Below are 23692 nucleotides of genomic sequence, written 5' to 3'. Positions count from 1 at the left end.
TATGTTTATAAAAGGCTTTTTTTCAAATAGTGCCGGCATTATGGTGTCTCGTATCTTAGGATTTTTCAGAGATGTGATGACGGCTTCTACTCTTGGTGCAGGAATTTATAGTGATATATTTTTTATAGCTTTTAAAATTCCAAATCTATTTCGCAGAATTTTTGCAGAAGGAGCATTTGGAGATGCATTATTGCCAAATTTCACTCACTCTAAAAACAAAAGCGTATTTTCTGCTGAAATTTTTTTAAAATTTTTATCTTTTGTAATGATTTTGACATTATTAGTCAATCTATTTGCTCCTCAATTTACAAAAATTATCGCAACGGGTTTAAACGAGAGTCAAATCTCTCAAGCTGTTCCTTTGGTAAAGATAAATTTTTATTATCTTGGGTTAATTTACGTAGTCACATTTATTGCTACCTTGCTTCAGTATAGACAACACTTTATCACAACTGCATTTTCAACCGCACTTTTAAATATAGCCATGATATTTGCACTTATTTTAGCTCAAGGCAAAGAGCCTAAAATTGTCGCTTATTATCTGAGCTTCGGAGTGGTTGCGGGAGGAATTTTACAAGTAATATCTCATTTGATAGCGCTTTATCTTACCTCTATGTCAAAGATATTTTTTGGAGGAATGATTAAATTTGTCAAAGGAAAAAGAGCTGATACAAAGGGCTTTTTTACTAATTTTTATCATGGTTTATTTGGTTCATCCGCAATACAAATAAGCTCTTTTATGGATACTTGGCTTGCTAGCTTTTTAGTATCCGGAAGCATTAGCTACCTATTTTACGCTAATCGCATCTTTCAGCTTCCACTTGCAGTCTTTGCCATAGCTCTTTCTACTGCGCTTTTCCCGAAAATAGCAAGAAATTTAAAAGCCGGCAACGAAAAAGAGGCTCTAAAATTTATGAATAAAGGGTTTGAAACTTTATTTTTTCTGCTTTTTGGTGCGGCAATAGGAGGCTTTATATTGGCAGATCCTATTATAAAGCTACTCTTTGAAAGAGGTCAGTTCAATGCGCAAGATACGACCAATACAGCTCTCGTACTAAAGGCTTATATGATAGGACTTGTGCCGTTTGGCTTGGCTAAAATTTTTTCAAAATGGCTTCATGCAAAAATGCAGCAAAAAACTACCTCTAAAATCTCGGTAATAACCTTAGTAATAAATTTAATACTAGCAGTGATTTTAATGAGATATTATGGGGCTTTTGGACTGGCTCTTGCTAGCTCCATAGGAGGCTTTGTGCTGCTTACTCTTACAATAAAAGCCTTTGGGACTAAACGATTTTTGGCTATAATCAGCTTTAAAAGATTGGCAATTATGGTCGCTATTTTAGCCGTAGAGATAGTTATTTTAATATTTTTAAGGAAATTTATAGATGCAAATTTTTGATAGCGTAAAAAAACAAAAGCTAAATTTCGAGCCTATCAAGGCTGGCAAGGTCAGAATTTACGTATGTGGGCCAACAGTATATGACGATTCTCATCTTGGACACGCTAAAAGCGCTATTAGCTTTGATCTGCTTAGAAGAGTATTGATAGAGCTTAAATTTGATGTTAAATTTGTAAAAAACTTCACTGATATAGATGATAAAATTTTAAAAAAGATGGATGAAACGGGCGAAAGTCTAGAGACCATCACGACTAGATATATAAAAAGCTATAAAGATGACATGAGGGCTTTAAACGTACTTGAGGCCGATATAGAGCCAAAGGCTACCGAGTGTCTTGATGCTATAATAGAGTATATTTTAAATCTAAAAAACAAAAATATCGCCTATGAGATAGAAGAGGACGGAATTTACTTTGACACTGCTCAAGATAACGAGTATCTAAGCCTAAGCGGAAAAGCTAAGAGCGATCAAAATATCGCCAGAGTTGAGTCAAATATAGATAAGAGAAATGAAGAGGACTTTGTATTATGGAAATTTGATGAAAAATGGTACGAAAGTCCATTTGGCAGAGGTCGTCCGGGCTGGCATACCGAGTGTGTGGCAATGATAAAAAAATATCTCTCAAGCGGAGAAGATTATGAGATAGACATACACGCAGGAGGCATAGACCTACTCTTCCCTCATCATGAAAACGAGGCGGCACAGTGCAGATGCGGCGAGCAAAAAACCCTGGCAAAATACTGGATGCACAACGGATTTATTAAAGTAAACGATGAAAAGATGAGTAAAAGCCTTGGAAATAGCTTCTTTGTTAAAGATGCTTTAAAGCAAAATCTAGGCGAGGTTTTGAGATTTTACCTTCTTAGCTCTCACTACAGAGCGCATTTTAACTATTCTGATGAGGATTTGTCGGCTAGCAAAAAGAGGCTTGATAAGATTTATAGGCTCAAAAAACGGGTTATAGACTCAAATTTAGGAAAAGAAAACATAGAGTTTAAAGAAGAGTTTCTAAATGCTATGAGAGATGATTTAAATACCTCCAAAGCACTTGCCACAATAGATGAATTTGTAAAAACAGCAAACGAAAATTTAGATCAAAATCCAAAGGATAAATCTCAAAAAGGTGAAATTTTAGCCAATTTAGAGCTAATAGCCAGAGTTCTTGGAATTTTACAAATCGATGTATATGAGTATTTTCAGTTTGGTGTAAGCGATGAGGAAAAAACAAAAATAAAAAGCTTAATAGAAGAGCGAAATGAAGCCAAAAAGCTAAAAAATTACGCTAAAGCCGATGAGATTAGAGAGAAGCTTGCCTCTATGCAAATAGCCATTATGGATACTCCAAGTGGCACTATGTGGGAAAAGATATGAAATCTATGGGTTTAAAGGACGTATTTAAGCGATTTGCACCATACTTTAAGGACTATATTCCGCAATTTGCCTTAGCCGTAACCGGAATGCTTTTAGCTAGCGGTGGCACTGCGGCATCAGCCTGGGTTATAGAGCCGGTGCTAAATAAAATTTTTATAGATAAAAATAAAGAGTTATTATATCTATTGCCATACGCCATAGTCGCGATATACTTTTTAAAGGGTCTTGGAACTTTTCTGCAAGCTTATTTTACGGCTTTTATAGGACAAGACGTAGTGCGTAGATTTAGAGAGAAGCTACTTGGAAATTTGCTAAATTTAGACATGAAATTCTTTAACGAATTTCGTACGGGAGAGCTTATAAGCCGAAATATCAATGATATCGAGCGCATAAGAAGCATAGTCTCTTCAATGATTCCGGAGATGATAAGGGAGAGTATCACGATAGTGGGGCTTCTTTGCGTGGTCATCTATCAAAGCGCTCAGCTTGCTTTTTTTGCTCTTATAGTGCTTCCCGTGGCTATATATCCGCTCTCTTTACTTGCAAAAAAAATGAAAAAAATATCAAAAGCGGCGCAAGAGAAGACTTCTGATATTAGCTCTAGGCTTAGTGAAATTTTTACAAATATTGAGATAATCAAGGCAAATAATGCTCAAAAATACGAACATAATAGATTTATAGACGAAAACAATAAATTTTTTAGGCTAAATTTAAAAAGCGTCAAAATAGATGAATCTGTAAGCCCTATAATGGAGGTTATCGGTAGTATAGGTGTTGCCGCAGTCGTGATAATAGGCGGCAAGGAAGTGATTGACGGACAAATTACTATGGGAAGCTTCTTTTCGTTTTTGACCGCACTTTTTATGCTGTATACCCCGGTTAAGAGAATTTCAAAGCTTTACAACAAGGTTCAAGATGCGGTAGCTGCGGCAGAGAGGACATTTGAGTTGCTTGACAAAACTCCATCTGTAAAAAGCGGAGACAAAGAGATTCCTTTGGTCATAGAGTCGGTTAAATTTCAAGATGTGAGATTAAATTATGCAGATAAAGAGATATTAAAAGGCATAAATTTGACCGCTTTAAAATCTCAGATGATAGCGCTTGTAGGCTCAAGCGGAGGAGGCAAAAGCTCGATCGTAAATTTGCTGATGAGGTTTTATGATGCAAATGGTGGAGAAATTTTAATAAATGAAACCGATATAAAGGAAATTAATATAAAGTCTTTAAGGGATAATATCGGCCTTGTTACTCAGCGCGTATATATATTTAACGATACGATTGCAAATAACGTAGCTTACGGAAGAGAATTTGATGAGGAAGCTGTGATAAAAGCCTTAAGGATGGCTAATGCTTATGAATTTGTTTGTGCGCTTGAAGATGGGGTTAATACGATTTTAAATGAGTTTGGCACCAATCTTTCCGGAGGTCAGCGCCAAAGGATAGCTATCGCAAGGGCTTTATATAAAGATCCGCAAATTTTGATATTTGACGAGGCTACATCGGCTCTTGATAACGAGAGCGAAAAAGAGATCACAAAGGCGATATCAAATTTGCAACACGAGAAGATAATAATAGTAATAGCTCACCGTCTAAGCACAGTTCAAAATGCCGACAAAATAGCCGTTATAAGTGGCGGTAAGGTAGTAGGATTTGGCAATGATGAAGAGCTAAGCGAAAGCTGTGAAATTTATCAAAAGCTAAAAGGCTCTTTGCCTAAGATAGGATAGTTGTAAAGGCAATAAAAATCGCTAATTTAAGCTCTGTTTTGATAAAATCAGCGAAAATTTAAAGGAAAGATCTTGAATTATAATAATTTAAAAACTATTTTTTTTAAATTTCAACCAGAAACTGCACACGCGATAGCGGAGTGTGCGATGGTCTATGCAGATAAGATATTTCCGGGTTCAATGAGTTTTGTTGCCAATAAATGTGTCGTAAATGATGCTAGACTTCAGCAAAATTTATTTAATTTGGTTTTTAATAATCCTATAGGAATCGCCGGAGGATTTGATAAAAACGCTACTATGCTAAAGCCGCTAACAGCGCTTGGCTTTGGTCATATTGAGTTTGGAACCTTGACTCCCAAGCCCCAAAGCGGAAATAAAAAACCCCGTCTTTTTAGGCTTATAGAAGAAGAGAGTATCCAAAATGCAATGGGTTTTAACAATGAGGGGGCAAAAAAAATAGCAAAAAGAGTTCAAAAACTATACCCTTTTGTCATACCTCTTTTTGCAAATATAGGCAAAAATAAAGTAACTCCAAATGAAAACGCACTTGAAGATTATGAAAATTTAACTAAAGAATTTAGCGATATTTGTGATGCTTTTGTTATAAACATCTCTTCTCCAAATACGCTAAACCTGCGTGATCTGCAAAATGTAGAGTTCGTGAAGGAGCTTTTTAACAGGCTAACTTCTATAACTACAAAACCTATTATTTTTAAGATTGCACCAGATATGGACGATGAAAAAGCAGTTGAAATTTGTAAAACAGCAGTCGAAGGTGGTGCAAGCGGGGTTATCATAAACAATACAAGCGTTGATTATAGCCTTAGTAAATCACAAAATTTACAAAATTTTGGCGGACTAAGCGGTAAAGTGATTACTGAAAAATCTCGACGCCTCTTTAAGATCGTAGCTGATGAATTGTTTGGTAAAACCGTATTAATCGCAAGTGGCGGTATAGATAGCGGCGAAGAGGCTTATAGGCGTATTAGAATGGGCGCAAATTTGGTTCAAATTTACACCGCTTTTATATTTAGAGGTCCTGCTGTTTGTAGGTATATTAATTTAGAGCTCTTAGAGCTGCTTGAAAGAGACGGATTCGCAAATATTAGCGAAGCCGTGGGAATAGATATAGGAAAATAAGGAAAAAATATGCTTTTAAAATATTCAAAAATTAAACTTAAAAACGGGTTTAAAATTTATCACATTCCGGTAAATAAAGGCTCAAATGTAATCAGTATCGATCTTTTTTACAAGGTAGGATCAAGAAACGAAGTAATGGGAAAAAGTGGAATAGCTCATATGCTAGAGCACCTAAATTTCAAATCTACCAAAAATCTAAAAGCGGGAGAGTTCGACAAGATAGTCAAGGGTTTTGGCGGTATAAATAACGCAAGCACAGGCTTTGATTATACTCACTATTTTGTTAAGTGCTCAAAGCAAAATTTAGACAAATCGCTAGGATTATACGCTGATATAATGGCGAATTTAAGCCTTAAAGACAAGGAATTTCAGCCTGAGCGAAATGTTGTTTTAGAAGAGAGGCTTTGGCGTACAGATAATAACCCTATAGGTTTTTTGTACTTCACTCTCTTTAATACAGCCTTTACCTATCATCCATACCATTGGACGCCGATAGGTTTTATAGAGGATATTAAAAACTGGACAATTGAAGATATAAAAGAATTTCATTCTATCTTTTATCAGCCTAAAAATGCGATACTATTAATCAGCGGAGATATAGATAAAAAAACGGCATTCGAGCTTGGTAAAAAGCATTTTGAAGAGATTAAAAACTCAAAGGATATTCCAAATATTCACTGCGTAGAACCTGTTCAAAATGGAGCAAAGAGGGTTGAAATTTATAAAGAGAGCGAAGTGGAGATGATCGCGATTGCCTTTAAAGCCCCGCCGTTTAACCATCAAGATCAGGTGGCGTTAGGCGCTATAAGCGAGTATTTAAGTAGTGGTAAAAGCTCAGTAATGCATAGGATTTTAGTTGATGAAAAATGTTTAGTAAATCAAATTTATGCTTACAATATGGACAATATCGACGAAGGTCTTTTTATAATAATAGCGGTTTGCAATCCCGGAGTAAAAGCCGAATTGGTGGAAAAAGAGATACATCAGATTTTAGAAAGTATTAAAAAAGAAAATATAGATCAAGATGAGCTAACAAAGATAAAAAATAGCATAAAATCGGACTTCATACACTCTTTTGGTAGCGCTTCAAGAGTTGCGAATTTATATGGGGATTTTCTTATCAAAGGCGACATAAAACCTCTTTTTGAGCTTCAAGAGAAGATAGAAAATCTAAAGGGTAAAGATATTAATGAAATTTCTAAAAAATACTTTACCGATAGGGCTTCTACTACAGTTATTTTAAGAAAGGATCAAAAATGATGAAAAAGATTCTAAAGGGCGCAATGACCGCTCTTATAACACCTTTTAAAAACGGTAAATTAGATGAAGAAAGTTATGAAAAACTTATTATAAGGCAAATTCAAAACGGAATAGACGCAGTAGTGCCTGTGGGAACTACCGGAGAGAGTGCCACTCTAACCCATGATGAACATAGAATTTGTATAGAAATAGCCGTAAAGACATGCAAAAATACGAATGTAAAAGTGCTTGCCGGCGCCGGCAGTAACGCTACTCATGAGGCGGTTGGACTTGCTCAATTTGCCCAAGCTCATGGAGCTGACGGCATCCTTTCGGTTGCGCCGTATTACAATAAACCTACCCAAGAAGGACTATATCAACACTATAAAACAATAGCCTCAAGTGTTGAAATTCCGGTTCTTTTATATAACGTCCCGGGTCGTGTAGGTGTGGATATACTACCTTTCACGATTTTTAGACTTTTTAATGACTGTGAAAATATATTTGGCGTAAAAGAGGCGAGCGGAAGTATCGATAGATGCGTAGATTTGCTTGCTCATGAGCCAAATTTGGTCGTTATAAGCGGAGAGGATGCTATAAACTACCCTATCCTTTCAAATGGTGGCAAAGGAGTTATATCTGTAACTTCAAACCTGCTTCCTGATAAAATTTCAGAGCTTACGCATCTGGCTCTTGATGAAGAGTATATCAAGGCAAAGGCTATCAATGATAAGCTTTATAATATCAATAAGATGTTGTTTTGCGAGAGCAATCCTATACCTATAAAGGCGGCTATGTATATAGCGGGACTACTTCCAAGTCTTGAGTATAGGCTGCCGCTTTGCGAACCTAGTAAAGAGAATTTCAAAAAGATAGAAGAGACTATGAAGCAGTATGAGATAAAAGGATTTTAATGGATTTTAAAAACGAATTTAAAGGTAAAACCTTAGTAATAAGCGGTGGGACAAGGGGTATAGGAAGGGCAATAGTAGAGCAGTTTGCAGAAGTTGGAGCAAATATTGCTTTTACCTATAACTCAAATGAGGAACTAGCCAAAACGCAAGCCAAAGGGCTTGAGGATAAGTTCAAAATAAAGGCGCGCGCCTACTCTTTAAATATACTTGAACCAGAAACATATAAGGATCTTTTCGAGCTTATAGATGCCGATTTTGATAGAGTGGACTTTTTTATATCAAATGCGATTATTTCAGGGCGTGCCGTAGTTGGTGGATATACTAAATTTATGAAACTTCGACCAAGAGGTATAAATAATATCTTTACCGCTACTGTAAATGCCTTTGTGGTAGGAGCTCAAGAGGCCGCCAAGAGAATGGAAAAAATCGGCGGTGGTAGTATTATCTCGCTTAGTTCAACCGGAAATTTAGTATATATAGAAAACTACGCAGGTCACGGAGCCTCAAAGGCTGCTGTTGAAGCTATGGCAAGATACGCCGCAACAGAGCTTGGAGAAAAAAACATTAGAGTAAACGTGGTAAGCGGAGGGCCTATCGAAACAGATGCTTTAAGAGCCTTTACAAACTATGAAGAAGTAAGAGATATGACGGCTAAGCTTAGTCCTTTAAATCGCATAGGACAGCCTACCGATCTAGCTGGAGCTTGTCTATTTTTATGCTCAAGCAAGGCTAGCTGGATAACCGGTCATACATTTATAATAGATGGCGGAACAACATTTAAATGAGTTTAAATTTACCGAATATCCTTGCGTTTTTACGCATTTTACTGGCGCCTGCTATGTTTTATATTCTTGTAAATGCAAATACTCATTTTGAAAATATCCATATTAGCTGGATAAACTATTTTGCGGGACTAATTTTTGCAATAGCCAGCGTGACAGATTTTTTTGACGGATATATCGCAAGAGCTTGGAATCAAAAAACAAAGCTTGGTGCCATAATAGATCCTTTGGCAGATAAGATGCTAACCTTAGCCGCATTTTTAGGGCTTATGATGATGGATAGAGCCAATCCTTGGGCTATATATCTGATACTTATAAGAGAATTTTTTATAACAGGTTTTAGAGTAGTGATGGCTGCAGAGGGGCTAAATTTCGCCGCCTCAATGGCAGGCAAGGTAAAAACGGTATTTCAGATGATAGCCATTGGATTTTTGATCATGCAGTGGCCTTTTGCCAATGCACTTTTATGGTTTGCCGTAGCATTAACACTATATTCTGGATTTGAGTATATATTTGCATATATAAGATCTGCGAGATAAAGGAATATTTGCTTGAGAAGTAATCTAGTAATAGTCTATCTGGCAAGCTTTGTTGTTGTAGCCGCAGGTTTAAAGGCTGCAAGTATGGTTGTATTTCCCTTCCTTATAGCAGTTTTTATAGCCATAGTAATGTCTCCTGCGATAAATTATCTTCAAAGGCTTAAATTTCCTAGAATATTAGCTTTTATAGTTGTTGTTGGAGTTGTATTTGTAACGCTTGGCTTTATTGCGAATACTGTTATAACTACTATAAATGGACTTCTTGGCTATCTTCCAGAGCTTCAGGAAAAGTTTAAAACTTTTAGCGATCAGACTATTCAAATCATTGAGAGATATGATATTATCAATACACAAGATATAGTAGTACCAAGCGAATTTGACCCTAATAAAATTTTTGCCGCCTTTGGCACTCTATTAAAAGGGAGTACAGAACTTGTATCAAAGAGCTTTTTTATATTTTTATTAGTTACCTTTATGTTGTTTGAAACCAATGTATTTCATCAAAAAATCGAGTATTTCGCTAGCAAAAATCCTCAAGCAAACCAGATAGTAGATACCTTCATATCAAATTTGAAAAGATATTTGGAGATTAAGTCATTAACCTCTTTGGCTACCGGAATTTTGATCTTTATCGGACTTCATATCATCGGTGTGCCTTACGCACCGCTTTGGGGAATAGTAGCCTTTGTCTTAAATTTCATACCAACTATAGGCTCGGTCATAGCTGCAATACCTGCTATTTTAGTTGCACTCTTGATGAGCGATGTAAGTTCGACCGTTTGGACGATAGCCTTATATCTTGTAATAAATGTTGCAATAGGAAATTTTATAGAGCCTAAATTTTTAGGTAAAGAGCTTGGTATAAGCACGCTAGTTGTATTAATGAGTCTACTTTTTTGGGGATTTTTATTTGGAATCGGCGGAATGTTTTTGGCGGTACCTCTTACAATGAGCCTTAAAATAGCACTTGACGCCAATCCAAACACTAAATTTATAGCCGTTTTGCTTAGTGATAAGATAGATTAATATTAAGCGTAAAATTTAAAATAAAATGCTAAATTTAGCCAGTTTTTATAAAAAAGGTAAATATTGAAAAGTATAATTTTTGTAGTTTTGTTGCTTATTTTAGGTGTTTACGCTTATTCATGGTATTTTTTTATAACTGTTTTTGCCATATCTTTTTTAATATTTTTTCACGAACTTGGGCACTTTATGGCAGCTAGAATTTTAAATGTAGGAGTTTTAAAATTTAGCGTAGGCTTTGGAGATAGTCTATACTCAAAACGCGTAGGCCAAACCGAATATGCGATTTCAGCTATTCCTCTTGGAGGGTATGTGAGCCTAAAAGGACAGGATGATACCAAACCAAATCTAAAAAATATGGACGATGACAGCTATACCAAACTTAGCCCCCTTGGACGGATTTTCATACTTTTTGCAGGGCCGTTTTTTAACTTCGCTTTAGCATTTTTGATATTTATTGTGCTTGGGTATATTGGTGTAGATAGGCTAGCTCCCGTGGTCGGTAATGTGATGCCAAATTCAGCCGCGCAAAAAGCCGGTCTACTAAAAAATGATAAAATTTTAAGCATAAACGGAGTAGAAATTCGCGAATGGGACGATATAAGCAAAAATGTAAAGCTAACTCAAACCCTAATTGAAATAGAGAGAAACAAAAAGATACAAACTGTAAAATTAACGCCAAAAATAGGCGAAAGCGTTAATCTTTTCAGAGAAAAAATAGAAAAACCACTTATAGGAATTTCTCCTTCAGGCGAGGTTATAAATCTAAAAAGCAGAGGTTTTGACTCTTTAAAATTTGCATTTAATGAGACGATAAACGCCTCAAAACTCATATTTACAGGCATTGGCAAGCTAATAGAGGGCGTGGTGCCTATAAAAGATATGGGAGGTATAATTCAGATAGCAGATATTACTTCTAAAGCCGCACAGATAAGTATATCAACCCTTCTTGTAATCACTGCTTTAATCTCTGTAAATTTAGGCGTATTAAATTTACTTCCCATCCCAGCACTTGACGGAGGACATATTCTATTTAATATATATGAGCTGATTTTTAGACGAGAAATGAATGAAAAAGTCTATATCGGCCTAACATATTGCGGATGGGCTTTATTGATTACACTTATGCTAGTTGCTACATTCAACGATATATTAAGGCTTGGCGGAGTCGGTAATTGAAAAATTTAGATGAAATTTTAGAGCGTATCAAAAAGGTGCACATCGGTGTAGAGGTTAAACTCATAGCCGTTAGTAAAAACGTAACCACAAAAGAGGTTTTAGAGCTTTTTAATGAGGGGCAGATCGACTTTGGCGAAAATAGAGTTCAAGAGCTTAAAAACAAGCGGCAAATTTTAGCTGAAATTTTGCCTGAGAATCTTATAAAATGGCACTTTATCGGTCGTCTTCAAAGTAACAAGATAAACCAACTCATATCTCTTCGCCCCACTCTTTGGCAAAGTTGTGAGAGTCTTAAGGCTGCGCTTGAAGTGGATAAAAGGCTTGATTATGAGCTTGAATGCTTGCTTCAGATAAACTCCGCCGAAGAAGAGAGCAAGCAAGGAGTGGAAGCCAAAATGGCGGTGGAGACATTTTTGTCTATCAAAGAGAGTTGCAAATTCTTACGTCCTGTTGGAGTGATGAGTATCGGCGCGCACGTGGATGATATAAAGAGTATCGAAAAAAGCTTTGAAATCACGCATAAAATTTATGAAGAGCTTGAACCGCACGGAGCTAAAATTTGCTCTATGGGGATGAGTGGCGACTTTGAGCTGGCCATAAAATGCGGCTCAAATATGGTAAGACTGGGGTCTGTTTTGTATAAATAAGGCTCAATCGTAATTTTTAATTATAAAATAAATAAAATCGGTATTTGATACCAAGTCTTAAGTTTAAAGATATTATTTGTAATGTAGCTATATTCCTTATATGTTTTTTGAAATACGGACAATGTATATTTTGCTTTGCTAAAGGTATGGATATAGCTACAGATTCGTATCATATAGCATTATCTAATTTATATTGTTTAAGTATATAAAGCCTTTAATTTTCTATCAAAATCAAATTTATATATGAGATATTTATCTTTTTAAAGCCATTAAGTAGTTTAGTTCTTTTTGCAAACTTATAAAATTTTTATTATTTATACTATCAAGCCATCTTTTTACAAAAAAGCTAAAATTTTCCTTATAAAAATTATCCACAACCAATCTATCTTTATGATATATGCAGTTTTTTGTAGTATCATAATAAAAATACGGCACATCGGTTAGTATCATATCGGCTAGCTCGTTTTTTATTATATCTTGATAATTTTCTTCAGATATATTTCCTTTTTTATATTTTGTCATCTCATTACGAAGTTTGATTATATTATCTTTAAAATTTAAAGACGGCGTAAATAGTAAAATCATCCATTTTATATAAACGCTAGTCGGTCTAAATACAAATCTTAATATCAAATCGTTTGAATTTATAATCTCTAAAATCTTATCTTTATGCTTCATAATCGCCCTATAACAATCCTTAAAGCCCCTATAAACGATATGTGCGTTATCTTTTATGTTAATAATTTTCGGCCTATTTCTTCTATCGCTTAAAAATGAGACTTCAAAATCTTTATTTATTTGCACGATCATATCTTTTGTAGTCCTATCAAAAAGTCCGCAACTATTCTTAGCTGTTAAAGGCCCCGTATAGCTTAGTGCAAAATGATCCGCATAAACATCTCTATAAAAGCAAGTTTCGGTATCTAAGATATAAAAAGAGTTATTTGCATATAAGATATTTTCGCTATGTAGATCGGTAATTCTAAAGCAATAACTAAAAGCTAAAGCCGCCCCTATACAGTAGCATAATCTAGTCTCATCTAAATTTTGATCGCTATCTAAAAATTCTATAATGCAATAATCTTTTTCATAGTGTAAGATTTCAGGAAACATAGATATATCGTATTTTAAATTTTGCTTAATATGATTAAAGATATCTAATAGAACTTTTAAGTGTTTTAGGTTATAGGGCTTATACACAAGCTTTTTGTCGTTTGCGCTAAATATAAGTATGCTTCGCTTTTCATTGTGCGTCTCTTTGCTAGCAAATTCAATATCGTTAAATTTAACGACATCCGACTTTAAATATTTTTTGATATCTAAAATAGCCTTGCAAATATATTTCTGCAGCATATACTCAGCGTATAGATTAATACTAGATATATCGGCTTTAAAATTTTCCAAATTTATCTTTCCGTTTAATCTCTTATCAAATGCCATACACTGAGCGCTACTTATAAATTTAGTCTGTTTTAAAAACTCTTCTATTTTTAAAACGAACTTTTCGCTAAATATGCAATTTGGAAATTGATCGCAAATAGCCTTAGCAAAATCACTCATTTATATTTATTCTAGACACTCTTTTTCTAGAGCAAATCGTGAAATTTTTAGAATTTTCTATAAAACCGAATTTTTCTAAAAACGCTACCGCATCCTTATTTTTGCTAATCGGCGTTACGACCCAAGTCGTAGTATGAGCAAATCTTTTATTAAAAGCGTTCATCAAAGCTCGTCCTACGCCTTTACGTTGATAATCCTTATGAACCATAATAGAGTAAAGATAAGATGTGGCGAAATTATCTCTATCCGAAAAAGCATGCAAAACTCCGATAGTTTTTCTCCTATCTTAGCGATAGCTACATAATCATAGCTTCTAAACATATCATAGTGTGAATACAAAGGAGCCGCGTCTATATCTTTTGCTCCGTCCAACCTATGGATAACTGAATTTTATCGATATCTTTCGGATCAAAATTCGCCGAATTTTCTATAATTACTAAATTTTCCATTTTTTCTCCTTATTGACAAGTAGGTAAAGATGTGCATTCGATATAAATTTTAGTATCGTATGGTTTATGGCAATTATTACACTTAGAATTATATATAATAATTTTCTTATACTGATTATTGGACAATAAACTACTTTCATTTTTTAAAAAATACTCTATCTCGCTATCAATTTTGCTTTTTTGAGCTAAATTAATAGGAGAATTAGGTATGATTAGATGTTTTGTAGTGGCGGTATCTTCATATATATTTATTTTATAATCGCCCTTTAGATCATAGCCAAAATCGGATAAAGTTTTAGTTGGATCACTTATAAAATCTCTCTTAAACTCTATATCCGTTAAAACTTTAAGCATAATCTCCGCAGGAAGTTGCTCTGAAATCACAAGACGAATCTCGTTTTGTAAAATCTCTTTAATCCGACCGCTTGATAACTCTTCTATATTTTCAAGGTAGGGTATGGAAAAATTTTTAATTCCGTTTGAAACTTGATAATAAGCCTTTATCTCTACGCCATCGCTTTTGTCGTTAAACAATATCGCAGGGTTTGATATGGCTTTATCAGCATAAGAGTTGTCGCTCCAAAGCATTAAGAGCTTATCCGTGGGGATATAAGCATATTTTAAGATATTTAGTTTTATATCCGAATATTCGCTTGTTTTTATATCTTTTTTTTAAAAGCGAATTATCGGATACGACTTTATCCGCCTCTTGAGCAAATCCCGACATAGCTATCGCTAGCAAAACAACTGTAGCCTGTTTCGTGCTTCTTGAAAGTTTTTCATGATTTATTCCTATAATAAGAAAATAAAATATGCTCTTGAAATTATAATAAGATATAAAATAAAAGTCAATATCAATATAAATAAAATTAAATTTATTATCCATGATATAAAGTATTATTTATAATTTTGTGTGAATGCTTATAGTATTAAAGCTGTTTTATCTAAATGAAATGCAATAAATAATTTTATCCATTGCTAAACAAGTGCAAGATAGCGTTCAGACTTGCTAAAATACACTTATTTAACAAGAAATATCTTACTAATTGCAATTAACTATTGGCGGTATAAAAATCTAAATTTGATTTTTTATCTCGCTTACCCACTTATCAATGCGCTTTTCATACTCCTTATCGCCTTTTGTATCGAGCGCAAGACCTATAAATTTATCATTTATAAACGATGAAGAGTAGTCAAATTTATAACCGTCTTTTTCACTGGTACCAAGCAATAAGGCTCCTTTTATGCAAGGCAAAAACTCAACTACACCGCCGCAGAAGTTATCACCGTGGCGCTCTTGGTTGCCAACTCCTACAATAGCTACTTTTTTGCCTTTTAACTTAGCCTCTTTTAACAGGCATAATTTTGCTTTCCAATCATCATGAAGTTCACCAAATCCATAACTTGAGCTTGCTAAAATCAAAAGATCAAAGTCTTCAAACTCGCTTGATTGCTCTACTTCCTTAACAGCCTTTACTTTGGCACCCAATTTTGAAGCCAGATACTCGCAAGCCTTTGCGGTATCGCCCTTTCCCGTAGCGTAAAAAATTCCTATTTTCATATTTTTCCTTTATAAATTTTGTATTAATTAACTCTCTTTTGCCTCTTTAGCGTATTTTAATCCTAGCTCGTAAGCCATAGCATTGGCCTCATAGACTTTCTTTGGTACCTTTGATAGCATAACTTCTCTTACTAAATTGGCATCCAAGCAACCACTCATCTCTACAGCTACTCCCAAGGCTACAACGCTTTGCGTGATGACATTTCCGACTTCGTCCTTAGCTATCGAGATAATAGGAATTTCATAAATTTTCCACTTTTTTCTATCTTCATCGTTAGCTTTGACCAAATTTGGCTCTATGACTATTATACCACCCTCTTTGACTCCGCTTTTAAAAAGATTGTAGCTTACTTGTGCCGTTGCAAGCATAAATTCTATCTCACCCTCATTTGCATATGGGTATAAAATTTCGCTTTCGTCTAATACTATATCAACTTTAGTAGGACCGCCTCTAACCTGTGAAGTATAAGTAGATGCTTTGACCCCATATCCTCCATCCTCTATCTTGGCGGCGGCTAAAATTTCTCCGGCTAAAATTACACCCTGTCCGCCAACCCCGACAAATCTAAGCTCTCTTTTCAATTTATATCCTTAAAGTCGATTTTCTCGCCACTTTGGGCGGCTTTTATGATTTGATCGTAAGCCTTTGTATATTCGGTTTTGCTGTTATCTTTGTGTAAAACTCCAAGAGGAAATTTGCCAATCCTATCATCTTCACTCATCAGATCAAATTTTGTCTTGCTTAAAGTTATACCGTCTATCCATTCAAGTGTCTTAGTTGCCTCTGCCATCTTGTTTTTTCTACCTAAATTTATATGGCAATTTGAAAAAATATCAAAGAAAGAGTATCCATCATGACTAAAACCTTCTACTAACATCTTTTCCATCTTGACAGGCTCTATCACGCTTCCTCTGGCTACAAAAGTTGCCCCCGCAGCCGTAGCTAGCTTGCATGCGTCAAAAGTTGGATCTATATTTCCGTATTGAGCCGTTACGGTCCACATACCGCGAGGAGTCGTAGGGCTGGTTTGAGAATTTGTAAGTCCGTAAATAAAGTTATTTATCAAAATATGATTTATATCGATATTTCTTCTGCATCCATGTATAGTGTGATTTCCGCCTATCGCAAGCCCATCTCCGTCGCCTGTTATCACGATAACTTTTTTATCCGGATTTGCAAGCTTTATACCAGTTGCATAAGCTATGGCGCGTCCATGAGTAGTATGAACTGTATTGCAATTTACATAAGAGCTAAATCGTCCGGAGCAACCTATACCAGACACTACACATACATCGTTCATATCCCAGCCTAAGCTATCTATCGCTCTAATAACAGCTTTAAGTATCACTCCATCCCCGCATCCCCAGCACCAAAGAGTCGGCATCTTATCTATTCTTAAATATTTGTCGTAATTAAATGCCATTTTAAAACTCCTCTATTTTCTGAACTATCTCTTGAGGGCTTATCGCGCGTCCATTTGCTTTAAGCAGAGTCTTAAAGTCATCTCTTAGCATAGCTTTTTTAATCTCGCCTACATATTGTCCTAAATTTAGCTCACAAATTAATATTTTTTTAAATCTCTTACCTATCTCTTTTAGCTTTGCTTCTGGAGCCGGAAATAGGGTTATAGGTTTAAACATACCTACTTTTACTCCATTTTTTCTTAAATTCAAAATCGCCTCTTTTGCCGCTCTAGCAACACTTCCAAAAGCTATTATGCAAATTTCGGCATCTTCAAGCTCAAATTCCTCGTTGTTTTCGACCTCGTCAAGATGTAGATTAATCTTATTAAAAAGCCTATTTATATTATATGAGACTATCTCTCCATCCTCTGTCGGAAAGCCAGTAACTCCGTGATGAAGTCCCGTGATATGATACTTGTAGCCTTTAAAAAATTTATTAAGAACAGCAGGTCTATCGGCTTTAGCCTCGTAAGGTCTATAATCTTTTGGATCGCCTGTAAATTGCTCTCTATTTACTATTTTTATATCGCTAAGTTCAGGCAAAATGGCCTTAGCGTGCATATGTCCTATAGTCTCATCAAGTAGCAAAAACACAGGGGTCATAAATCGCTGAGCCAGATTAAAGGCCCTAATCGTCTCTGTGTAACACTCTTCTAAGCTAGCAGGAGCTAAAACGATACTATTTATATCCCCATGGCTTGGGTTTTTGGCTTGAAGCAGGTCTCCTTGCGCTACTCTTGTAGGAAGTCCTGTACTAGGGCCTCCGCGCATTACATTTACTATCACAATCGGAATTTCGGCGATAAATCCAAGCCCTATTTGCTCACTTTTTAATGAAATTCCAGGCCCTGAGCTTGCAGTCATCGCCTTAGCTCCACTCATAGCGGCGCCAAGCGCTACAGAGATTCCTGCTATCTCATCTTCCATCTGTATAAATTTACCACCCTTTTTTGGCAAAAGAACACTCAATTCGTGAGCTATCTCGCTTGAAGGGGTTATAGGATATCCGCCAAAAAAATTACAACCGCAATCCACGGCCGCCATCGCAACAAGCTCATTACCGCTAGCTATTACCTCTCTCATTTTAGGCTCCTAGCTTTTCATAATGGTTTGCTTTGACTGCTGCGGCTCTTTCTTTACTTTCTGCAGTAAGTTTGGCAAATTTAAAGCCCTTATCTGCTACATAAATGGCAAAATCAGGACAGTGAAGCTCGCAATCTCTACATCCTATACAGGCCTCAGGATGAACAACCTCTATCATTTTTCCAAGTACTGCACCAAGCTCTATACGCATACCCAAAACTCCTGCTGGGCAGTAACTCACACATATATCACACGCCTTACATCGGGTAGTGTCTACCCATACTGGGGCATCATCTCTTATCAGCATATATTTTCCTTGACTCAAATTTCCAAATCCAGCATTTTTATATAATCTTGCTTAAATTTAAGATTGTAAAAAATAGATAAAAATTATTTTAGTTTTATTTAAGAGAGCTCCTATCAATCATTGCTACTAAAATTTCATTACCTCTTTAAATTTTTCACCTATCTTGCTTGGGGAATCTACTACATGAACCCCGGCTCTACTAAGCGCTTTCATCTTATATTCAGCACTTCCTTCTATGCCGTTTATAATGGCTCCGGCATGACCCATCTTGCGCCCTTTTGGGGCTGAATTTCCAGCGATAAAGGCTACTATAGGCTTTGAAATTTTCTCCTCTATCATCTTACAGGCTCTTATCTCTAAATCCCCGCCTATCTCTCCTATCAAAAGTATCGCCTTAGTATCATCGTCTTTTTCAAAAAGAGGCAAAAGCTCCTCATAATCCATCCCTATAACGGCATCTCCGCCTATTCCTATGGCCGTAGATATTCCGTATCCCGCTCTTATAATCTCGTTTGCGCCTTCATATGTAAGGGTGCCTGACTTTGAGATTATACCAATATTTATATCAGATCTTTTAAAAACAGAACTTGGCATAATACCAAGCTTACAAAGATCAGAACTTATGATGCCAGGACAGTTTGGACCGATAATCTTCATTCCTTTTTTGATAGCATAGGCCTTCGCAGCAAGAATATCAAGCACGGCTATATGCTCGGTAATTACAACAGCAAGCTTTATTCCGCTGTCCGCAGCCTCTATAATAGCGTCTTTGGCAAATGCGCTCGGAACAAATATTAAAGATGTATTAGCGCCAGTTTTTTCGACAGCCTCTGCTACAGTATCAAAAACAGGTAGTCCAAGATGTGTGCTTCCTCCCTTAAAAGGCGTAACTCCGCCAACTATTTGAGTGCCATACTCTAAGCAGCTTTGAGCATGGAAGCTTCCCTCTTTACCGGTAAAGCCCTGAACTATGGCTCTTGTTTGTTTATCTATTAAAATACTCATCTAACTTCTCGCTAAGCTTACAGCCAATTTAGCGCCATCAAACAGATTAAAAGCTATATGCAAATTTTTAAGATTCGCATCTTTTAGCATGCCCATGGCCTCTTTTGCATTCGTCCCATCAAGTCTTATGACTATAGAGGTATTTAAATTTATACTTTTCGCGGCTTCTAAAATTCCGCTTGCAATTCTATCGCATCTAACGATTCCACCAAAGATATTTACAAAAACCACTTTGACGTTTGGATCTTTTAGTATAAGCTCAAAGGCCTTAGCCACACTTTCAGGACTCGCAGAACCGCCTACGTCTAAAAAATTTGCACTCTTTCCTCCGACGTTTTCTATTACATCCATTGTAGCCATAGCAAGCCCTGCACCATTTACTATGCAGCCTATATCGCCATTTAGCTTTATATAATTTAAGCGATTTTTCTTGGCTTCAATTTCACTTGGCTCCTCTTCGCCCTCATCTTTAAGGGCTAAAATTTCAGGGTGACGAAATAAAGCGTTATCATCAAAACTCATCTTTGCATCAAGTGCGTAAAATTCATCATTATCATTTAAGATAAGAGGATTTATCTCGATTAAAGTAGCGTCTTTTTGTATATAAATTTGATAAAGTTTCTTTAAAATTTCAATGAATTTTCTACTTAAATCTTTGTCAAAATTAAAAAATCCAATCAAATTTAAGATGTGAAAATTACAAAGTCCGATTTGCGGATCTATGTTTATCTTTTTTATCAGTTCAGGAGATCTATGAGCAACCTCCTCTATACTAACGCCTCCATCCTTTGAGGCGATAATCGCAATATTTTCTTGCTTTCTATCAAAGGCTAAACTTAGATAAAATTCCCTTTTTATATTAAGCCCTTGCTCAATATAAATTTTACGAACAAGCTTTCCTTTTTTTGTGGTTTGAGGTGTAGTTAGATACATACCAAGCATGTTCTTTGCGATATTCTCTACTTCACTTAGACTTTTAGCTATTTTTACGCCTCCGCCAAGACCTCTTCCTCCGGCATGAACTTGAGCTTTAATCGCAAAGATATTTCCGCCTAAATTTTTAGCCGCATCCAAAGCTTCTTGACTCGTATATGCAAGTTTGCCGTTTGAGATTTTGATACTGAATTCTTTTAAGATCTCTTTTGCTTGATACTCGTGAATATCCATTAAATTAGCTCAATACACTACTTTCTATCAAGAAATTTATATTTTTTCTTATATCGTTTTCGCTCTTTACAAGCGCCTCTTTTTCCTCTTGACTTGGATCTTTTATCTTTGCAATTCCGTTTTTATTAAGCTTGACTCTGCGACCGCAAGTTAAGCTATCATCCACTACTACACAGCAGCTTAACCACTCATCGCTCTCATCTTTTATGGCTTCACACATCTTAGCCGCCGCAGCTCCTGGTGCATAATAGGCTGAAGTTCCTAGAAGCTTTACAAATTTAGCTCCACCGGTCTTTGTATCATTTGATATCTCTTCAAATTCATCATCGCTTAAAGTTACGTTTATATTATCTTTTAGCACAAGCATATCGTCATTATGAGCACCCATTACATGAGCTTTTATCTGAGAATTTTGTAAATTTAGCCTTTTTGAAATTTCAAATTTTAGCCTTGCTGAATCAAGCTCTCCAGCCATACCTAAAATTCTACTTTTATCAAATCCACTAACCTTATATGTGACAAATGTTAGTATATCAAGAGGGTTTGTTACGTTTATAATTATGCAATTTGGTGCAAATTCAGCGATCTTTTCTACGGTACTCTTTACTATCTGAGCATTTTTAAGAAGCAGATCCTCTCTGCTTTGACCCTCTTTTCTAGGGCTTCCCGCCGTTACTACGACTATATCGCTATCTTTTATAAGTGAGAAATCATCTCCACCAGAAATTTTAACATCAATGTCAAAAACGGCAGCACTTTGAGCCAAATCCATAGCTTTTGCAAGCGCAACATTACCAAATATATCCACTAAAGCTATCTCATCGGCTATCTTTCTTAGCATTATCGCGCTTGCAGCGCTAGCACCTACGTTACCCGCTCCAATTACTGAAATCTTCATTTCTCTTCCTTAATTTATGATTTTATTAAAAGTCTCACTCGGTCTCATCGCCTTAGAGGCTAAATTTTCATCAAATTTATAATACCCTTTTATATCCATCTTTTGACCTTGAACTTCCAAAAGCTCCTGGACTATCTTTTTCTCATTTTCCTTTAACTCTTTTGCCATATCTTTAAATTTATCAGCCAAAATTTCACCATTTTTAGTCAACTCTTCAGCCCAATAAAGCGCCAGATAAAAATGGCTACTGCGATTATCCGGAGTTTTTACCTCTTTTTGCGGAGATCTGTTTTCTTTAAGCCATCTTGAAACTGCAGAGTTTAAAGTAGATGATAAAATTTTAGCATTTTGATTTGATTTTAAATTCGCCAAATGCTCTAAAGACGCAATTAATGCTAAAAATTCTCCTAAACTATCCCACCTAAGATGATTTTCATTAAAAAACTGCTCGGCTATCTTCGGAGCGGACCCGCCTGCTCCTGTCTCAAACACGCCTCCACCATTTAAAAGAGGAACAACCGATAGCATCTTCGCGCTCGTGCCAAGCTCAAGTATAGGAAATAGATCGGTTAGATAATCTCTTAGCACATTTCCGGTAACACTTATGCAGTCTTTGCCAGATCTTATGATGTCAAGAGATTTTTTGCAAGCTAGATCAGGTCTTAAAATTTCTATATCCACTCCGCTTAAATCGCTTTTTGAGAGTATCTCTTTAACCTTTTTGATAATCTCTTTATCGTGCGCCCTATTTTCATCCAGCCAAAATATCGCTTTAGTGTTAGTAAGTTTTGCACGTTTTATCCCCAAATTTACCCAGTCGGTTATCGCATCATCCTTCGCCTGAGTCATTCTAAAAATGTCGTCTTTACAAATCTCAAATTTAAAAATTTCCTCATCATTTAAATTAATTACTCTTAAAATCCCGTCATTAGACATTATAAAAGTTTTGTCGTGACTTCCGTATTCTTCCGCCTTTTTAGCCATAAGACCTACGTTTGATACGCTTCCTATTTTGCTTGGGTCAAGTGTGCCTTTTTGTTTAAAATCTTCAATCACGGCCTCATAAATTTTAGCGTATGTGCTATCAGGGATTACGGCTTTAGCCTCTTTAAGGGCTCCGTTTTTATCCCACATTTTACCAGAATTTCTTATCATCACAGGCATTGAAGCGTCTATGATTATATCACTTGGGACATGCAAATTTGTAATTCCTGCATCTGAATTTACCATAGCTAAGTCTGGGCGCATGATATAAATTTCATCAAATTTGGCTCTAATTTTATCTTGTGTGTTTTTATCTAGTTTTAAAATTCTCTCAAAAAGATCTTTTAAGCCGTTATTTTCATTGATTCCAACACTCTTAAACTCATCCTTAAATTCATCAAATGCCTCTATAAAATACTTTTTAACAAAATGTCCAAATATCACAGGATCACTAACCTTCATCATAGTAGCCTTAAGGTGAACGGAAAATAGCAGATCTTTGGCTTTAGTATCCTTTATCTGATCTATTATAAACTGCTTTAAAGCCTTTGCACTCATAAATGTAGCGTCTATTACCTCGCCTTTTAAAACTTTTATCTCTTTTAATATCGTTTTTTCACCATTTTTGTTAGTAAATTCAACTCTTAAAGTATCATCACTCTTTGCAGTCATAGATCTTTCATTAAAATAAAAGTCTCCACTCTTCATATAGGCTACTTCCGACTTGCTATCTGATTTAAATTCTCCCATCTTATGAGGATTATTTCTAGCATACTCTTTTACTGCACTTACGCATCTGCGATCCGAATTTCCTTGGCGAAGTACAGGATTTACGGCACTTCCAAGCACTTTTTGGTATCTTTTGTAAATTTCTCTCTCTTTATCATTTTTTGGCTCATTTGGATACAAAGGCAGATCATATCCTTTGGCTCTTAGTTCATTTATAGCATCGTTTAGCTGAGGGATAGAAGCTGAAATATTTGGTAGTTTTATAATATTGGCAAATTTATCCTCTGTCATATTTCCTAAAATTTCCAGCCAATCTTTTTCTTTTTGATCATCTTTTAAAACATCGCTAAAAGCTGCTATTATACGACCCGCAAGCGAGATATCGGCTACATCTATACTGATATCTGCTCTGTTTAAAAAGCTTTTTAGAATAGGAAAAAGCGAGTAGCTTGCAAGAAGTGGAGCCTCATCGGTTTTTGTCCAGATAATATCACTCATAATAGACCCTTTATTAAAATGTG

24 protein-coding genes are annotated in these 23692 nt (G+C 35.8%); 11 read left to right on the top strand and 13 right to left on the bottom strand.

The features are described from left to right. The first annotated feature begins 1 nt into the window (after position 1). The 11 genes from murJ to CDOM16190_RS08210 all read left to right on the top strand — a co-directional run bounded on the left by murJ (position 2) and on the right by CDOM16190_RS08210 (position 11964). The gene (gene murJ / locus CDOM16190_RS08260) at positions 2–1402 is read left to right on the top strand and encodes a murein biosynthesis integral membrane protein MurJ (RefSeq protein WP_170020031.1); all 1401 of its coding nucleotides are present in this window, start codon (positions 2–4) and stop codon (positions 1400–1402) included. Further along, complete coding sequence (cysS, locus tag CDOM16190_RS08255) at positions 1389–2774, top strand: cysteine--tRNA ligase (protein WP_170020029.1); 1386 nt, start codon at positions 1389–1391, stop codon at positions 2772–2774. The genes murJ and cysS overlap by 14 nt, the downstream gene beginning before the upstream one ends. Beyond that, complete coding sequence (locus tag CDOM16190_RS08250) at positions 2771–4501, top strand: ABC transporter ATP-binding protein (protein WP_170020027.1); 1731 nt, start codon at positions 2771–2773, stop codon at positions 4499–4501. The genes cysS and CDOM16190_RS08250 overlap by 4 nt, the downstream gene beginning before the upstream one ends. 72 nt (positions 4502–4573) lie before the next feature. Then, on the top strand, positions 4574–5641 hold the full coding sequence (locus tag CDOM16190_RS08245) for a quinone-dependent dihydroorotate dehydrogenase (protein WP_170020025.1): 1068 nt from the start codon (positions 4574–4576) through the stop codon (positions 5639–5641). A 9-nt stretch (positions 5642–5650) separates the two neighbouring features. Continuing rightward, positions 5651–6901, top strand: coding sequence for a M16 family metallopeptidase (locus tag CDOM16190_RS08240; RefSeq protein WP_169974656.1), 1251 nt, complete (start codon positions 5651–5653; stop codon positions 6899–6901). Next, positions 6898–7794, top strand: a complete 897-nt coding sequence (gene dapA, locus CDOM16190_RS08235; RefSeq protein WP_169974658.1) for a 4-hydroxy-tetrahydrodipicolinate synthase — start codon at positions 6898–6900, stop codon at positions 7792–7794. The genes CDOM16190_RS08240 and dapA overlap by 4 nt, the downstream gene beginning before the upstream one ends. Continuing rightward, positions 7794–8579 (top strand): enoyl-ACP reductase, encoded by a 786-nt coding sequence (locus tag CDOM16190_RS08230; RefSeq protein WP_170020023.1) that lies wholly within the window; start codon positions 7794–7796, stop codon positions 8577–8579. Before dapA ends, CDOM16190_RS08230 begins: the two co-directional genes overlap by 1 nt. Next, positions 8576–9115, top strand: coding sequence for a CDP-diacylglycerol--glycerol-3-phosphate 3-phosphatidyltransferase (gene pgsA / locus CDOM16190_RS08225; protein ID WP_170020021.1), 540 nt, complete (start codon positions 8576–8578; stop codon positions 9113–9115). The genes CDOM16190_RS08230 and pgsA overlap by 4 nt, the downstream gene beginning before the upstream one ends. A gap of 12 nt (positions 9116–9127) precedes the next feature. Then, the gene (locus CDOM16190_RS08220; RefSeq protein ID WP_170020019.1) at positions 9128–10141 is read left to right on the top strand and encodes an AI-2E family transporter; all 1014 of its coding nucleotides are present in this window, start codon (positions 9128–9130) and stop codon (positions 10139–10141) included. Between the two features lie 63 nt (positions 10142–10204). After that, positions 10205–11317 (top strand): RIP metalloprotease RseP, encoded by a 1113-nt coding sequence (gene rseP / locus CDOM16190_RS08215; protein WP_170020017.1) that lies wholly within the window; start codon positions 10205–10207, stop codon positions 11315–11317. Next, positions 11314–11964 carry a YggS family pyridoxal phosphate-dependent enzyme gene (locus CDOM16190_RS08210; RefSeq protein WP_170020015.1) on the top strand — a complete coding sequence of 217 codons (651 nt, stop codon included), beginning with the start codon at positions 11314–11316 and terminating at the stop codon, positions 11962–11964. Before rseP ends, CDOM16190_RS08210 begins: the two co-directional genes overlap by 4 nt. Positions 11965–12216: 252 nt before the next feature. Here the strand turns inward: CDOM16190_RS08210 and CDOM16190_RS08205 are convergent, their stop codons facing one another. The 13 genes from CDOM16190_RS08205 to CDOM16190_RS08145 form a co-directional block, all read right to left on the bottom strand. Beyond that, the gene (locus CDOM16190_RS08205) at positions 12217–13524 is read right to left on the bottom strand and encodes a DUF4135 domain-containing protein (protein ID WP_170020013.1); all 1308 of its coding nucleotides are present in this window, start codon (positions 13522–13524) and stop codon (positions 12217–12219) included. Beyond that, positions 13517–13786, bottom strand: a complete 270-nt coding sequence (locus tag CDOM16190_RS08200; RefSeq protein ID WP_170020011.1) for a GNAT family N-acetyltransferase — start codon at positions 13784–13786, stop codon at positions 13517–13519. The genes CDOM16190_RS08205 and CDOM16190_RS08200 overlap by 8 nt, the downstream gene beginning before the upstream one ends. After that, the gene (locus tag CDOM16190_RS08195; RefSeq protein WP_170019893.1) at positions 13699–13896 is read right to left on the bottom strand and encodes a hypothetical protein; all 198 of its coding nucleotides are present in this window, start codon (positions 13894–13896) and stop codon (positions 13699–13701) included. Before CDOM16190_RS08195 ends, CDOM16190_RS08200 begins: the two co-directional genes overlap by 88 nt. 86 nt (positions 13897–13982) lie before the next feature. Next, a complete protein-coding gene (locus CDOM16190_RS08190; protein ID WP_170020009.1) occupies positions 13983–14561 on the bottom strand; it encodes a hypothetical protein in 579 nt (192 codons plus the stop codon). A gap of 487 nt (positions 14562–15048) precedes the next feature. Then, the gene (locus CDOM16190_RS08185; protein ID WP_170020007.1) at positions 15049–15534 is read right to left on the bottom strand and encodes a flavodoxin domain-containing protein; all 486 of its coding nucleotides are present in this window, start codon (positions 15532–15534) and stop codon (positions 15049–15051) included. A gap of 27 nt (positions 15535–15561) precedes the next feature. Next, the gene (locus tag CDOM16190_RS08180) at positions 15562–16116 is read right to left on the bottom strand and encodes a 2-oxoglutarate:acceptor oxidoreductase subunit OorC (protein WP_170020005.1); all 555 of its coding nucleotides are present in this window, start codon (positions 16114–16116) and stop codon (positions 15562–15564) included. Next, positions 16113–16958: a 2-oxoglutarate ferredoxin oxidoreductase subunit beta gene (locus CDOM16190_RS08175; protein WP_170020003.1), complete on the bottom strand. Its 846-nt coding sequence runs from the start codon at positions 16956–16958 to the stop codon at positions 16113–16115. Before CDOM16190_RS08175 ends, CDOM16190_RS08180 begins: the two co-directional genes overlap by 4 nt. A 1-nt stretch (position 16959) precedes the next feature. After that, positions 16960–18081 carry a 2-oxoglutarate synthase subunit alpha gene (locus tag CDOM16190_RS08170; RefSeq protein ID WP_170020001.1) on the bottom strand — a complete coding sequence of 374 codons (1122 nt, stop codon included), beginning with the start codon at positions 18079–18081 and terminating at the stop codon, positions 16960–16962. Between the two features lies 1 nt (position 18082). Further along, positions 18083–18388, bottom strand: a complete 306-nt coding sequence (locus CDOM16190_RS08165; RefSeq protein WP_169974686.1) for a 4Fe-4S binding protein — start codon at positions 18386–18388, stop codon at positions 18083–18085. 126 nt (positions 18389–18514) lie between these two features. Then, positions 18515–19393 carry a succinate--CoA ligase subunit alpha gene (sucD, locus tag CDOM16190_RS08160; protein WP_170019999.1) on the bottom strand — a complete coding sequence of 293 codons (879 nt, stop codon included), beginning with the start codon at positions 19391–19393 and terminating at the stop codon, positions 18515–18517. Continuing rightward, positions 19394–20560, bottom strand: coding sequence for an ADP-forming succinate--CoA ligase subunit beta (gene sucC / locus CDOM16190_RS08155; protein WP_170019997.1), 1167 nt, complete (start codon positions 20558–20560; stop codon positions 19394–19396). A 4-nt stretch (positions 20561–20564) separates the two neighbouring features. Beyond that, positions 20565–21458 carry a lactate/malate family dehydrogenase gene (locus CDOM16190_RS08150; RefSeq protein WP_170019995.1) on the bottom strand — a complete coding sequence of 298 codons (894 nt, stop codon included), beginning with the start codon at positions 21456–21458 and terminating at the stop codon, positions 20565–20567. A gap of 9 nt (positions 21459–21467) precedes the next feature. Beyond that, a complete protein-coding gene (locus CDOM16190_RS08145; RefSeq protein ID WP_170019993.1) occupies positions 21468–23669 on the bottom strand; it encodes an NADP-dependent isocitrate dehydrogenase in 2202 nt (733 codons plus the stop codon). Positions 23670–23692 lie beyond the last annotated feature (23 nt).

This window comes from Campylobacter sp. RM16190, from assembly GCF_012978835.1.
Lineage (GTDB): Bacteria > Campylobacterota > Campylobacteria > Campylobacterales > Campylobacteraceae > Campylobacter_A.
The sequence above is the reverse complement of the archived record's forward strand: the minus strand, read 5'-3'. Positions and strand labels throughout refer to the sequence as shown.